Source organism: Cupriavidus sp. SIMBA_020 (assembly GCF_046535395.1).
Classification (GTDB): Bacteria; Pseudomonadota; Gammaproteobacteria; order Burkholderiales; family Burkholderiaceae; genus Cupriavidus; species Cupriavidus campinensis.
This window is the reverse complement of record NZ_JAWRWU010000001.1, coordinates 477,638-490,418: the sequence shown is the minus strand read 5'-3', so window position 1 is coordinate 490,418 and position 12,781 is coordinate 477,638. Positions and strand designations below refer to the sequence as shown.

General features: G+C 68.4%; 14 protein-coding genes. 9 read left to right on the top strand and 5 right to left on the bottom strand.

The window, feature by feature from the left end; all coding sequences use genetic code 11:
- Window positions 1-25 precede the first annotated feature (25 nt).
- On the top strand, window positions 26-367 hold the full coding sequence (gene ftsB / locus SB751_RS02280) for a cell division protein FtsB (RefSeq protein ID WP_092292635.1): 342 nt from the start codon (window positions 26-28) through the stop codon (window positions 365-367).
- 6 nt (window positions 368-373) lie between these two features.
- Here ftsB and SB751_RS02275 read toward each other — a convergent pair whose 3' ends face one another.
- The 3 genes from SB751_RS02275 to SB751_RS02265 form a co-directional block, all read right to left on the bottom strand.
- Window positions 374-715 carry a hypothetical protein gene (locus tag SB751_RS02275; protein WP_377731488.1) on the bottom strand — a complete coding sequence of 114 codons (342 nt, stop codon included), beginning with the start codon at window positions 713-715 and terminating at the stop codon, window positions 374-376.
- 112 nt (window positions 716-827) lie between these two features.
- A complete protein-coding gene (locus SB751_RS02270; protein ID WP_186296750.1) occupies window positions 828-1,835 on the bottom strand; it encodes an Hsp33 family molecular chaperone HslO in 1,008 nt (335 codons plus the stop codon).
- A gap of 60 nt (window positions 1,836-1,895) precedes the next feature.
- Window positions 1,896-2,420: a gamma carbonic anhydrase family protein gene (locus tag SB751_RS02265; protein WP_144196042.1), complete on the bottom strand. Its 525-nt coding sequence runs from the start codon at window positions 2,418-2,420 to the stop codon at window positions 1,896-1,898.
- A 170-nt stretch (window positions 2,421-2,590) separates the two neighbouring features.
- Here SB751_RS02265 and SB751_RS02260 point away from each other — a divergent pair, with 170 nt between their 5' ends.
- Entirely contained in the window at window positions 2,591-3,457 is an 867-nt protein-coding gene (locus SB751_RS02260) for a ferritin-like domain-containing protein (RefSeq protein WP_144196040.1), read from the top strand.
- Here SB751_RS02260 and SB751_RS02255 read toward each other — a convergent pair.
- The gene (locus SB751_RS02255) at window positions 3,446-5,209 is read right to left on the bottom strand and encodes an acyl-CoA synthetase (RefSeq protein WP_410747756.1); all 1,764 of its coding nucleotides are present in this window, start codon (window positions 5,207-5,209) and stop codon (window positions 3,446-3,448) included. The genes SB751_RS02260 and SB751_RS02255 overlap by 12 nt on opposite strands.
- Before the next feature lie 159 nt (window positions 5,210-5,368).
- Between SB751_RS02255 and SB751_RS02250 the strand changes: the two genes are divergently transcribed.
- Window positions 5,369-6,265 carry an alpha/beta fold hydrolase gene (locus SB751_RS02250; protein WP_144196036.1) on the top strand — a complete coding sequence of 299 codons (897 nt, stop codon included), beginning with the start codon at window positions 5,369-5,371 and terminating at the stop codon, window positions 6,263-6,265.
- Between the two features lie 17 nt (window positions 6,266-6,282).
- On the opposite strand, the gene SB751_RS02245 is transcribed toward SB751_RS02250, so the two are convergent.
- Window positions 6,283-7,359 (bottom strand): NAD(P)/FAD-dependent oxidoreductase, encoded by a 1,077-nt coding sequence (locus SB751_RS02245; protein ID WP_144196034.1) that lies wholly within the window; start codon window positions 7,357-7,359, stop codon window positions 6,283-6,285.
- A 151-nt stretch (window positions 7,360-7,510) separates the two neighbouring features.
- On the opposite strand from SB751_RS02245, the gene SB751_RS02240 reads away from it, so the two are divergent.
- From SB751_RS02240 to bamC, 6 genes are all read left to right on the top strand, one after another.
- Entirely contained in the window at window positions 7,511-8,356 is an 846-nt protein-coding gene (locus tag SB751_RS02240; protein WP_144196304.1) for a 3',5'-nucleoside bisphosphate phosphatase, read from the top strand.
- Window positions 8,357-8,395: 39 nt separating this feature from the next.
- Window positions 8,396-9,031 (top strand): L-threonylcarbamoyladenylate synthase, encoded by a 636-nt coding sequence (locus SB751_RS02235; RefSeq protein ID WP_144196032.1) that lies wholly within the window; start codon window positions 8,396-8,398, stop codon window positions 9,029-9,031.
- Window positions 9,032-9,098: 67 nt separating this feature from the next.
- A complete protein-coding gene (locus SB751_RS02230; RefSeq protein WP_144196030.1) occupies window positions 9,099-9,764 on the top strand; it encodes a site-2 protease family protein in 666 nt (221 codons plus the stop codon).
- 5 nt (window positions 9,765-9,769) lie between these two features.
- Entirely contained in the window at window positions 9,770-10,369 is a 600-nt protein-coding gene (locus SB751_RS02225; protein ID WP_144196028.1) for a class I SAM-dependent methyltransferase, read from the top strand.
- Window positions 10,370-10,525: 156 nt separating this feature from the next.
- Window positions 10,526-11,410, top strand: coding sequence for a 4-hydroxy-tetrahydrodipicolinate synthase (gene dapA / locus SB751_RS02220; RefSeq protein ID WP_144196026.1), 885 nt, complete (start codon window positions 10,526-10,528; stop codon window positions 11,408-11,410).
- A 63-nt stretch (window positions 11,411-11,473) separates the two neighbouring features.
- Window positions 11,474-12,751 carry an outer membrane protein assembly factor BamC gene (bamC, locus tag SB751_RS02215; protein ID WP_144196024.1) on the top strand — a complete coding sequence of 426 codons (1,278 nt, stop codon included), beginning with the start codon at window positions 11,474-11,476 and terminating at the stop codon, window positions 12,749-12,751.
- The last annotated feature ends 30 nt before the right edge of the window (window positions 12,752-12,781 follow it).

Below are 12,781 nucleotides of genomic sequence, written 5' to 3'. Positions count from 1 at the left end.
ATCTGACGATATCCAATTTGCCCCGATGCGTCTGATTTCCCTGCTGCTGTTCGTGCTGCTGCTCGCCATCCAGTATCCACTCTGGCTGGGCAAGGGCGGCTGGCTGCGCGTATGGGACCTGAACCGCCAGGTGCAGGAACAGACCACCCATAATCAGGCGCTCAAGCTGCGCAATGCCAAGCTGGAAGGGGAAGTCAGCGACCTCCAGGACGGCACCGGCGCAATCGAGGAGCGTGCCCGCTACGAGCTGGGCATGGTGAAGGAGAGCGAGGTGTTCGTGCAGTTCGTGGCCCCGGCCCCGAAGGTCAGCGCCACGCCACCGTTACCGCCGCCCCCGAATTCCGTTGCCGGCAAGGGCGGTCACTGAGCCGGCCTACCACCAGTACGGGTAGCCACCCCAGCCGCCACCCCAGTATCCCGGGCTGCTCACGCCCACGCCGCCGCCCCAGCGGCCACCACCCCACCCACCGTAGTACAGACTCCAGCTCGTGTTCGGATAGGCGTATGCCCATGCCTCGGCCTGCTGTTGCCGGGCGATGGCCGCCTCCTGGTCGCGCAGGATCTGCTGGTTCAGCTGCGTCAGCGACTGGCTTTCCTCGGGCGTGATCGGGGCTGGCGGCACGCCGTTGGGCATCAGCCGGGCCGTGGCCGGCGAGCCATTGATGTCCCGTGGCACGGGAGACGCGCAGCCGGCCAGCAGCGCCACGGCCAACATCGCCACAGCGCCTGCCGGCCCGAGGCGGGAACAGAAGGGGCGGGGGCGATGATCGGCTTGCATGGCGGTTTTCCTCAGGTCATGGATTCCAGGTGGGGGCGACTTGGTGCTCTCAGTGCTGTTGGTGTGCGCCGTCGCCGGCACCGGTGGCCACGGGCGCGGTGAACAGCTGGGCGCTGTCCACGGGGTCGAATTCATAGCGCTGGCCGCAGAAATCGCAGTGGATCTCCACGTGGCCGCGCTCGGCGATGATGCTTTCCACCTCGGCCTGGCCGAGCGACTGGAGCATGCCCGCCACCTTGGCGCGCGAGCACGAGCACTGGAAATGCGGTGTCATCGGCTCGAAGACACGCAGCCCGGTGGCCTGCAGGTCTTCCCAGAACAGGCGGCGCAGCAGCGTGTCCGGCGACTCCGCCAGCAATTCCTCGTCCTTGAGCGTGGCGCCGAGCTGGCAGGCGCGGTCCCAGGTGTCCAGGTCCTGCGCGCGGCCGGCTTCGTCAAGTGGCGCGCCGGTCTCACCCACTTCCATCGTGCCGCCGTACGACGGCAGCTTCTGCAGCAGCATGCCGGCGGCCACCTGGTCGTTCGAGGCGAGCCACAGGCGCGTGTCGAGCTGCTCGGACGCCTGCATGTAATGCTCCAGCACCGCACCGATCGACGACAGCGGGCCGTGCTCGTCCGACAGCGGCACGATGCCCTGGTAGGCCTGCTGGCCCGGTAGCTTGTCTTGCGGGTCGAGCGTGATCGCGAAGCGGCCCTGGCCGTGCACGTTCACCATCTGCTTGAGCGTGGCGTCGTCGGCAATCGCGGTGTCTTCGGCGATCTTGGCCGTGGCGCGCATCGAGAGGTCCGACAGGCATTCCACCACCAGCATCCGCACCGGGCCGTCGCCATGCAGCTGCATGACCAGCGCCCCGTTGAACTTGAGATTGGCCGACAGCAGCGCCGCCGCCGCCATCATCTCGCCCAGCAGGCGCCGCACCGGCGCCGGATAGGCATGGCGGTTGAGCACCTCTTGCCAGGTGGCCTCCATGCGGACCAGTTCGCCGCGCACCGGGGCGGCGTCGAACAGGAATTTCTGGAGGGTGTCGGGATTCGAGGTTGCGGTCACGTTCGTCATCTATCTAGCGGTAAGGCACGGGTTGCGGGCGCGCGGGTGGGGCCGCGCGCCGGTATGTCATCAGTCGATGCGCTTCAGGTCGGTCTTGTACATCGCCTGGCGCTTCGCGTAGGTCTCGGCGTTGCGGTAGAGGTTGGCCACGTCGGCATCGGTCAGCTCGCGCACGACCTTGGCCGGCGCGCCCAGGATCAGCGAGCGGTCCGGGAACACCTTGCCCTCGGTCACCACGGCGCCGGCGCCGACCAGGCATTCCTTGCCGATCACGGCACGGTTCAGCACCACGGCCTGGATGCCGATCAGCGATCCTTCGCCCACCGTGCAGCCGTGCAGCATGGCCTGATGGCCGACGGAGACCTTGTCACCCAGCGTCAGCGGCGCGCCCGGATCGGTATGGAGCACGGAGCCTTCCTGGATGTTGGTGTCCTCGCCCACCACGATCGGTTCGTTGTCGCCACGGATCACCACGCCGGGCCAGGCACTCGCGCGCGCCTTGAGCGTCACGTTGCCGATGATGGTGGCTTCGGCGGCCACGTAGGCATCGCTGTGGATGGTCGGGGCGAGGTCGCCGATCTGGTAAAGCGCCATGGGGTCTCCTGTGTCCTGCCTGAGGCAGTGGGGCTGGTGAGGCAATCCGGTGTAATTGGGGATGGCCGCCGCGATTAAAAGAGCACTGAAGGACGCGCGCACCCCGGGAAGCGGGGCGTGGCGACACGCCGTGACGCTCTACAATGGCGACTCCCCGGAATTTTACGCCTATGCCAGTCACAGCACCCGCCACCGGCCTTGATTTGCCGCATGCCCGCCTGCCGCGCCACCGCGCGCTGGAAGTGCTATGCATGACCGATGCCAGGGCGAAGGCCGATGCAGCCCGGGCGCTGTTCGAGGCCATGGTGGCCGCAGAAGCGGCCGGGCAGGGCATTGGCGATGCGGATACGGCACTCGCCCCCGCTGCCGGCGTGGCTCTGCCCGGCCGGCCCGCGCGCCCGGAACTGGTGCCGCCCCAGAAGGTGGAGCGCCGCCGCTCGCTGCGCACCCCGGCGGGGCGGGCGGCGATGATTCATGCGCTGTGCCATATCGAATTCAACGCGATCAACCTCGCGCTGGACGCCGCGTGGCGCTTTGCCGGCATGCCGCCGCGCTTCTATCGCGACTGGCTCCAGGTGGCGAGCGAGGAGGCCCTGCATTTCTCGCTGCTGGCCGACCATCTGGCCACGCTGGGCGCCGAGTACGGCGACTTCCCGGCGCACAACAGCCTGTGGGAGATGTGCGACAAGACCGCCGGCGATGTGCTCGCGCGCATGGCGCTGGTGCCGCGCACGCTCGAGGCACGCGGGCTGGACGCCTCGCCGCCAGTGCGGGCCAAGCTGGCCGAGGCCGGCGACGAGGCCGCCGCCGCGATCATCGACATCATCCTGCGTGACGAAGTGGGGCACGTGGCCATCGGCAATCACTGGTACCGCTGGCTGTGCGCGCAGCGCGGGCTGGACCCCGTGCCGACCTACGCCGCGCTGGCCGACCAGTACCGCGCCCCCCGGCTGCGCGGCCCGTTCAACCTCGACGCCCGCCGCGCGGCGGGGTTCGACGAGGACGAACTGGCCTGGCTGGAAGCCTCAGCCGGCTGAGGTGGGCGCTGGCGCGCCGCCGGCCACTTTCGTTTTCTCCGTAGCCTTCTCCTGTTCCTGCAGCCGCAGCACCCGCCGCTGGATCTTGCCGGTGGTCGTCATCGGCAGTTGATCGATAAATTCAATTGCCTTGGGATACTCATAGGGGGCCAGCTGCCCCCGCACGTGCTGCTGCAACTCGGCGATCAGCGCGGCGTCGTTGTCGAACGAGCGCGCCACGGCGGGCGTGAGCACGATGAACGCCTTGACGATGGCCCCGCGCTCGGGGTCCGGCGACGGCACCACGGCGCAGTTCGACACCGCCGGGTGCTTGAGCAGGCAGTTCTCGATCTCGCTCGGCCCGATGCGGTAGCCGGACGACTTGAACACGTCGTCCGCCCGGCCCTGGTACCAGAGATAACCGTCCGCATCCATGCGGGCGAGGTCGCCCGTGCGGCACCAGCGCAGGCCGTCCAGTTCGGTGTACTTGCCCGCCGTGGCAGCCTCGTTCTTCCAGTAGCCCAGGAAGAAAACCGGGTCCGGATGCCCGTGGATGTCGGTGGCGCAGACCGCCACCTCGCCGTCCTCGTCCGGCGGGCAGAGGCGGCCCTCGTCGTCGATCACCGCTACGCGGTGGCCCGGGTAGGGGCGGCCCATCGAGCCCGGCCGCGCCGGCCAGCCGAGCCGGTTGTCGTCGTACTGCGCGGTGCAGTTGCCGACGATGTAGTTGATCTCGGTCTGGCCGAACATCTCGTTGACGATGACCCCGAGGGCGTCGCGGCACCACGAGAACACGGTCTCGCCCACGGCTTCGCCGGCGCTCATGATGGCGCGCAGCTTGAGCCGGTAGCGCGCGGACGGGTCCGGGCACGCCTTCATCATCTGCTTGAGCGCCGTGGGGAACAGGAAGGTGTTGGTCACGCTATAGCGTTCGAGCAATTCGAAGGCACGTTCGGCGGAGAACCGGCCCTGATAGCCGACGATGGGCTTGCCGAAGTACAGCGCCGGCATCAGCGCATCCCACAGGCCGCCGGTCCAGGCCCAGTCGGCGGGGCTCCAGAACACGTCGTCGTCCTGCGGATACCAGTTCTGCGAGCAGACGAAGCCGGTCAGGTTGCCGAGCAGTGCCCGGTGCGGAATCAGCGCGCCCTTGGGCGGCCCGGTGGTGCCGCTGGTGTAGATCAGCACGGCGGCCTCGTCGGCCTTGGTCTGCTCGGCGGTGAAGGTGGGTAGCTGGGCGGCCAGCAGGGCGTCCCAGTCCAGGTCGCCCCGGCCGGTGGCGGCGCCGGCGCCGATTACGGTGCGCAGGGTGGGGCAGTCCGGGCGGGCGGCGAGCAGGTTGTCGATGGCGGTCTCGTCGGCAATCGCCACGCGGGTTTCGCTGTGGTCGATGCGGTACGAGAGCGCTTCCGGGCCGAACAGCATAGACAGCGGCATGGCCACGGCGCCCAACTGGTAGACCGCCATGCCGGCAATGACGGTTTCGATGCGCTGGGGCATGACGATGGCCACGCGGTCGCCCCGGCCCACGCCCAGCTCGCGCAGCGCGCGGGAGAGTCGGTTGGCCTCGGCCTGGATATGGGCGTAGGTGTAGGCGTCGCGGCGCCCGTCCTCGTGCTCGGTGTAGACCGCCACGCGGTCCATGGTGGCCGGATCTCGGGCCCAGCGGCCGCAGCAGACGTCGGCCAGGTTGAAGTGCTCGGGCACGTTCCAGTGGAACGCGTCATGTAGCGCGCGATAGTCGTCGCGGCGCGTGGCCGGCAAGGCGGTCATCCGGTTGTCTCCGATGTTTTTGCGGCGTCAGGCCGGGCGGATCGCTATAATCGGCCAGGCGAACGATCGTTCTATTTTTATCCAGGCTGCCGCGTGGCCCCCCTCCGCCCCGTGCCCGAGAAGACCTGGCAATACAAGAGACAGAAGGGTAGAGACACCATGACCATCACGGAAACCTCGCGTTCCGAATTTATCACGCTGCGCGGCCTGCGCACGCACGTTCGCCATTGGGGCACGCCCGGCGCGCCCAAGCTGTTCATGCTGCACGGCTGGATGGACGTGGCCGCGTCGTTCCAGTTCCTTGTCGATGCGCTGGAGCGCGACTGGCACGTGATTGCCATGGACTGGCGCGGGTTTGGCGAGACCGACCTGCCGACGCGCTATCCGGGCACCACGTCGTACTGGTTCCCGGACTACGTGGCCGACCTCGAGGCGCTGCTCGACCATTACCAGCCCGAAGGACAGGTGGATCTGGTGGGCCACAGCATGGGTGCCAACGTGGTCTGCATCTATGCAGGGGTGCGCCCGCAGCGGGTGCGGCGCGTGGTGGATCTGGAGGGCTTCGGCCTGACCCGCACCCGGCCAGACCAGGCGCCGGGCCGGCTGGCGCGCTGGCTGGACGAACTGCGCACACAGCCGGAACTGCGCACCTACGAGAGCGAGGCCGCCGTGGCGGCGCGTCTGCAGAAGACCAATCCGCGCCTGCCCGACGACCGCGCCGCCTTCCTGGCCGCGCACTGGTCGCGCCGCAACGCCGAGGGCCGGTGGGAGATCCTGGGCGACGCGGCCCACAAGATGACCAATCCCACGCTATACCGGATCGACGAAATCATGGCGATCTGGGCCAAGGTGGAAGCGCCGGTGCTGCACGTGGAGGCGCGCGACTCCGCCACCCTCCAGCACATCGCCCACAAGCAGCCGCTGGACGAATTCCGAGAGCGCTTCCGTGCCTTCCCGGACTTCCGCGAAGTGACCGTGGACGACGCCGGACACATGCTCCACCACGACCAGCCGCAGGTGGTGGCGCGGCTGATCGAGGCATTTCTCACTGAATGACGAGTTGGGATGGCGCCTCACGCGTGCGTGAGCTTCTCCTTGAGCGCGGCGTTGTTGCTGGTGTGCACATGCACCAGCGACTTCTGCGGGTTGGCGTAGTGGTACGCCTTGCGCAGCGCGAGCGCGGCCTCATGGAAGCCGGAGAGGATCAGCTTTTGCTTGTTCGGATAGAAGCAGATGTCGCCGGCGGCGAAGATGCCGCGGCGCGAGCTTTCATAAGTGGTGGTATCCACCACGATGCGGCCCGCGCGCATGTCCATGTCCCACTGGGCGATCGGCCCCGGCTCGGACACCAGCCCGTACAGGGCCACAAGTTCGTCGGCGGGCAGCGTCTGCTCGCCGTCGCGGGTCTTGATCGTCGCGGCGGTCAGCTTGCCGGCGTCATCGGTCTGCAGGCCGCCGAGCATGCCCACGACGAAGTCCATCTCGCCGGCCGCCACGGCCGCGCGCATCGACGCCACGGTGTGGTCGGCGGCGCGGAAGCCCTCGCGCCGGTGCAGCAGCGTCACGCGCCCGGCCACCTTGCGCAGCGCGAGCGCCCAGTCGAGCGCCGAATCGCCGCCGCCCGCCACGATCACACGGCGGCCGGCAAAGCGCGAGGTGTCGCGCACGGCGTAGTGCAGATGCCGGTCTTCGAGCGCGGCGGCCTCGGGCAGCGCCACGCGTTGCGGCGCGAAGGCCCCGGCGCCGGCGCAGATCAGCACTGCCGCCACGTCGAAGCGTTTGCCGGCGTCGGTGGTGACCAGCAGGCGCGGATGGCCGTCCGCGCCGGCGTGCTCGCTGACGCTGTCGGCCCGCTGGCTGAAGTGCATCGGGAACGCGAACGGTGCGCATTGCTCCATGAGCCGGTCTACGAGGTCCTGCGCCAGGCAGCCTGGCACGGCCGGAATGTCGTAGATCGGCTTCTCCGGGTACAGCTCGGTGCACTGGCCGCCGGGCCGGTCGAGCACGTCGATCAGCTCGCATTTGAGCCCCAGCACGCCGGCCTGGAACGCGGCGAACAGGCCAACCGGCCCGGCGCCGACGATCAGCACATCGGTCTGCGTGGTTTCCTGGGGGGCGAGCGGGGCGGACGTGGCGGGCGTGGAAGACATGATCGAGGCAGGTGCGCGGCGGGCGCCAGGTGGCGCGCGGCGCATGGGGGAGCGGAACAAGGCCCCATCATACCTTGCGTGCCATGGGAATCCGGGCACGCCACCGTTGGCGGCAGGGCTAAAAGACCCTGCCAGGAGTAGAATGATCGCCATGCAAAACCCGCACACAATCAACGCCGATCTGCACTGCCATTCCACCGTGTCCGACGGGATGCTCGCGCCACGTGACGTGGCCGCGCGCGCCCATGCCGGCGGCGTGGCCTTCTGGGCGTTGACGGACCATGACGAGGTGGGCGGCCAGCGCGAGGCGCGGGACGCCGCCGAGGCGCTGGGCATGCGCTACGTGCCCGGCGTGGAGATTTCGGTCACCTGGGCCGGCCAGACCGTGCACATCGTGGGGCTCCAGATCGATCCGTTCCATCCGGGCCTGATCGACGGCCTGGCCCGGACCCGCGACGGCCGCGCCCGCCGCGCCCAGGATATCGGCGAGGCGCTGGCCAAGGTCGGCATCCAGGATGCCTACGCCGGCGCGCTGCGCTATGTCGGCAATCCGGACCTGATCTCGCGTACCCATTTCGCGCGTTGGCTGGTGGATGAAGGCTATTGCGCGACCATCAGCGACGTATTCAGCGAATATCTGTCGGATGGCCGCCCCGGCTTCGTGCCGCACCGCTGGTCGAGGCTGGCGGAGGCGATCGGCTGGATCCGCGACGCCGGCGGCATTGCCGTGATGGCCCACCCGGGCCGCTACAACTACACGGCTACCCAGCACGACGCGCTGTTCGACGAATTCACCCAACTGGGGGGCCGCGCCGTGGAGGTCGTGACCGGCAGTCACACGCCCGACCAGTTCCGCCGCTATGCCGATGTGGCGCGCCACTACGGCCTGATGGCCTCGCGCGGATCAGATTTTCATGGCCCCGGCGAGGGCCGGGTCGATATCGGCACGCTGCCGCCGCTGCCGTCGGACGTCACCCCGGTCTGGCACGACTGGTAGCCGCCCGCTCGCTCAGCCCCCGCCCCCGACGATCCCTGAATGTCCCAGTACTTCGAGATTCATCCGCTCAACCCGCAGCCGCGCCTGATCAAGCAGGCCGCGCAGATCCTGCGCCAGGGCGGGCTGATCGCGCTGCCGACCGACTCCAGCTACGCGCTGGCCTGCCCGCTCGACGACAAGACGGCCGTGGAGCGCCTGCGCCGGCTGCGCGGCATCGACGACAAGCACCATCTGACCCTGATGTGCAGCGACCTGTCCGAGCTGGGCAACTTCGCGCGCGTGGATAACCGCCAGTACCGCTGGATCAAGGGCGCCACGCCGGGGCCGTACGTGTTCATTCTCGAGGCGACCAAGGAAGTGCCGCGCCGGCTCTCGCACCCGGCCCGCAAGACCATCGGCGTGCGCGTGCCGGACCATGTCGTGCCGCTGGCGCTGCTGGCCGAACTGGGCCAGCCGATGATTTCCGCCACCCTCCAGATGCCCGGCGACGACGAACCCATGAACGATCCGGCTGAAATCCGCGCCCGGCTGGAGAAGCAGCTGGACCTGGTGGTGGACGGCGGCCCGGCGCCCGCGCAGCCGACCACGGTAATCGACCTGAGCGGCGGCGAGCCGGAACTGGTGCGGCTGGGCCGGGGCGATGTGGAGCGCTTCGGACTGTCCGCCACGCTTTGAAAATCGGCCACGCTTTGACACAAACCGGACAGCCTGCGGGCGCCATTGCACGGATAGAATAGGGCACATGGATACCTCGCTCATCCAGACCGTTGCGGTCTACGCCCTGCCAGTCCTGTTCGCCATCACGCTGCACGAGGCCGCTCACGGCTATGTGGCGCGCTTTTTCGGTGACGACACGGCTTACCGGCTCGGCCGCGTCAGCCTGAACCCGATCCGGCATATCGACCCGATCGGCACGGTGGCGGTGCCGCTGCTGCTCTATTTCCTCACTGCCGGGCAGTTCGTGTTCGGCTTCGCCAAGCCGGTTCCCGTGGTATTCGGCCACCTGCGCAACCCGCGCTGGCATGGCATGTGGGTGGCGCTGGCCGGCCCGGGCAGCAATCTGGCGCAGGCGTTCATCTGGGCGCTGGTGGTGATCGGGCTGGCCTGGGCGCAGGTCCAGGAGCCGTTCTGGGGCCAGATGGCGCGCGCCGGGGTGATCGTGAACGTGGTCGTGGCCGCCTTCAACCTGTTTCCGATCCCGCCGCTGGATGGCGGGCGCGTGCTGACCGCCTTCCTGCCGCAGCGCATGGCGGCCGCCATCAGCCGCATCGAGCCGTACGGCATCTTCGTGGTGCTGGCACTGGTGGCGGCGGGCGTGATCACGCGGGTCTGGATGCAGCCGGTGATGAGCCTGCTGCTGTCGGTGGTCGAGCTGATGCTCCGGCCCATCATCCTGTTACTGCAATAGCCGCCATGACGCTCGCGCATGCGCCACTGGGCGCACCTTCGTCATGGGTGACCCGCTGGGCCCACCTGATCCGGCCGGGCGGCCGTGTGCTCGACCTGGCCTGCGGCAACGGGCGCCACGCAGCCTGGCTGGCGGGGCAGGGGTTTGCCGTGCTGGCCGTGGACCGTGACGCCGAGGCCGTGGCGGGGCTGCCCGCCGGCGTGTCCGGCCGGGTGGCCGATCTCGAGCAGGGCGGCTGGCCGCTGGCGGACGTGACCGACATGACGGACGGGGCGCCGCTGGACGCCATTGTGGTCACCAACTACCTGCACCGGCCCCTCTGGCCGCACCTGCTGGCGGCGCTGGCGCCGGCCGGGGTGCTGATCTATGAAACATTTGCAATTGGTAACGAAACCGTTGGCAAGCCGTCCCGGCCAGACTTCCTGCTGAAACCGGGCGAACTGCTCGATGTGGCGCGCGGCGCCCTGCGGGTGGTGGGGTACGAGGACGGCGTGGTGGAAGTGCCGAAAACGGCGTTCGTCCAGCGGATATGTGCTGTGCGCGAGCCTGCGGGCGGCGCGCCGGGCACCGCGCCACCACGCTACGGGCTGCCGGCGCGGCCCTAGGCTGGCCGGTCGGGCGGTGTGCCCGGCCCCATGTCAGCGCGCAGGGCGCTTCACACGTTGAAAATCCTGATGTTTTCCCTCACCCCGGGGGAGTCCGGAGCGGCTGACGGTTCCGGTACAATCCCGGATATTCGATTTCCCGAGTTTCCTTAAGCTATGACACAGATTACCGGCAGCATCGTGGCCATCGTCACCCCGATGCATGAGGATGGCAGCCTGGACTACCCCGCGCTGCGCGCCCTCATCGACTGGCATGCGGCGGAAGGCACCGATGGCATCGTGATCGTGGGCACCACGGGCGAGTCCCCGACCGTCAACGTGGAAGAGCATTGCGAGCTGATCCGCGTGGCCGTGGAGCAGTCCAACAAGCGTATCCCGATCATCGCCGGTACGGGCGGCAATTCCACCAGCGAAGCCATCGAACTGACCGCCTTCGCCAAGAAGGTGGGCGCCGATGCCTCGCTGCAGGTAGTGCCGTACTACAACAAGCCGACGCAGGAAGGCATGTACCGCCATTTCCGCACGATCGCGGAAGCGGTGGACCTGCCGGTGCTGCTGTACAACGTGCCGGGCCGCACCGTGGCCGACATGACCAACGACACCATCCTGCGCCTGGCGCAGGTGCCTGGCATCGTTGGCGTGAAGGAGGCCACGGGCAACATCGACCGGGCCGCGCAACTGATCAAGGATGCGCCGGAACACTTCGCGATCTACAGCGGCGACGATCCCACCGCGGTGGCGCTGATCCTGCTGGGCGGCCACGGCAATATTTCCGTGACGGCCAACGTGGCGCCGCGCAAGATGCACGAGATGTGCGTGGCGGCACGCAACGGCGATGTGGTGACCGCACGCCGCCTGCACATGGAAATGATCGAGCTGAACCGCGCGATGTTCGTCGAGGCCAACCCGATCCCCGTCAAGTGGGCGCTGCAACAGATGGGCAAGATGGCCGGCGGTATCCGCCTGCCGCTGACCCCGCTGGCCGAAGCGCAGCACGAGACCGTGCGCCGCGCGCTGGCCAACGCCGGCCTGCTCGCCTGACCATAACCTTACCGGCTGAACCTTGGCGTATCGCCGCCTTCTTGAAACCAGGATTACGTGTCAATGAAACAGAAGCTTAACCGTCGCGGCGCGACGCAAGTCCGCCGTGCCGCCATGGTCGCGCCCGTGCTGGCCCTGACCCTGATCGCCGGCTGCAGCAGCATCAACGAGGCCATGCAGCCGGACAAGATCGACTACAAGTCCCAGGGCAAGAAGACGGCATCGCTGGATATTCCGCCGGACCTGACCAAGCTCGACGGCGAGCGCCGCTACACGGTGCCCGATGCCTCCGGCACGTCCACGCTCTCGAACTACACCCAGGCCAACGCCGGCCGTGCCCGCGAGGCCAGCCCGACCGACAATGTGCTGCCGGGCGCCCAGGGCGTGCGCATGGAGCGCGATGGCAACCAGCGCTGGCTCGTGATCAGCAACGGCATGCGTGCCGACCAGCTCTGGCAGACCCTGCGCGGCTTCTGGCAGGAGAGCGGCTTCCTGCTGGTGCAGGACTCGCCCGAGACCGGCATCATGGAAACGGACTGGGCCGAGAACCGCGCCAAGATTCCGCAGGACATCATCCGCAACACCATCGGCAAGGTGTTCGACGGCCTGTACTCGACCTCCGAGCGCGACAAGTTCCGCACGCGTGTGGAACGTTCGCAGAACGGCCAGCTCGAGGTGTTCATCAGCCATCGCGGCGCGCAGGAGCAGCTGACCGGCGTGGACAAGACCAGCACGGTCTGGACCCCGCGCCCGGCCGATCCTGAGCTGGAAGCCGAATTCCTGTCTCGCCTGGCGCAGCGCCTGGGCGTGCAGAAGGAACAGGCCGACCGCATGGCCAAGAACCCGACGCCGGCCGGCATCGGCACGAATGACGCTGCCGCGACCACGGCGGGAGCCGCCGCGCCCGCGGTGGGTACCGCCGCCGCCACGGGTATCGGCGCCGCCGCAGCCACCGGCGCACCGTCGGCCGACAGCAGCAAGTCGTTCCTGTCGCAGGTCAACGGCGCTCCGGCACTGCAACTGCCGGAGCCGTTCGACCGCGCCTGGCGCTCGGTCGGCCTGTCGCTGGATCGCGTGAACTTCACGGTGGAAGACCGTGACCGTGCCCAGGGCCTGTACTACGTGCGCTATGTGGATCCGCGTACCAGCGTGGACGATCGCGGCTTCTTCTCCAAGCTGTTTACGAAGCCGAACGACGGCAAGACGGCCAAGAAGTACCGCGTGGCGCTCAAGGGCAACGGCACCGGCACCACGGTGACGATTCTGAACGACGCTGGCCAGCCTGAGAACACCGAGATCGGCAAGAAGATCCTGTCGCTGCTGGACGAGCAACTGCACTGATGGGTCTTTGTCGCAGTCAGACGGTCCCGA

What these genes read in the sequence shown, in the direction of transcription:
- ftsB (WP_092292635.1), top strand. Translation starts at nt 26, where the DNA reads ATGCGTCTGATTTCCCTGCTGCTGTTCGTGCTGCTGCTCGCCATCCAG.
- SB751_RS02275 (WP_377731488.1), bottom strand. Translation starts at nt 715, where the DNA reads ATGTTGGCCGTGGCGCTGCTGGCCGGCTGCGCGTCTCCCGTGCCACGG.
- SB751_RS02270 (WP_186296750.1), bottom strand. Translation starts at nt 1,835, where the DNA reads ATGACGAACGTGACCGCAACCTCGAATCCCGACACCCTCCAGAAATTC.
- SB751_RS02265 (WP_144196042.1), bottom strand. Translation starts at nt 2,420, where the DNA reads ATGGCGCTTTACCAGATCGGCGACCTCGCCCCGACCATCCACAGCGAT.
- SB751_RS02260 (WP_144196040.1), top strand. Translation starts at nt 2,591, where the DNA reads ATGCCAGTCACAGCACCCGCCACCGGCCTTGATTTGCCGCATGCCCGC.
- SB751_RS02255 (WP_410747756.1), bottom strand. Translation starts at nt 5,209, where the DNA reads ATGACCGCCTTGCCGGCCACGCGCCGCGACGACTATCGCGCGCTACAT.
- SB751_RS02250 (WP_144196036.1), top strand. Translation starts at nt 5,369, where the DNA reads ATGACCATCACGGAAACCTCGCGTTCCGAATTTATCACGCTGCGCGGC.
- SB751_RS02245 (WP_144196034.1), bottom strand. Translation starts at nt 7,359, where the DNA reads ATGTCTTCCACGCCCGCCACGTCCGCCCCGCTCGCCCCCCAGGAAACC.
- SB751_RS02240 (WP_144196304.1), top strand. Translation starts at nt 7,511, where the DNA reads ATGCAAAACCCGCACACAATCAACGCCGATCTGCACTGCCATTCCACC.
- SB751_RS02235 (WP_144196032.1), top strand. Translation starts at nt 8,396, where the DNA reads ATGTCCCAGTACTTCGAGATTCATCCGCTCAACCCGCAGCCGCGCCTG.
- SB751_RS02230 (WP_144196030.1), top strand. Translation starts at nt 9,099, where the DNA reads ATGGATACCTCGCTCATCCAGACCGTTGCGGTCTACGCCCTGCCAGTC.
- SB751_RS02225 (WP_144196028.1), top strand. Translation starts at nt 9,770, where the DNA reads ATGACGCTCGCGCATGCGCCACTGGGCGCACCTTCGTCATGGGTGACC.
- dapA (WP_144196026.1), top strand. Translation starts at nt 10,526, where the DNA reads ATGACACAGATTACCGGCAGCATCGTGGCCATCGTCACCCCGATGCAT.
- bamC (WP_144196024.1), top strand. Translation starts at nt 11,474, where the DNA reads ATGAAACAGAAGCTTAACCGTCGCGGCGCGACGCAAGTCCGCCGTGCC.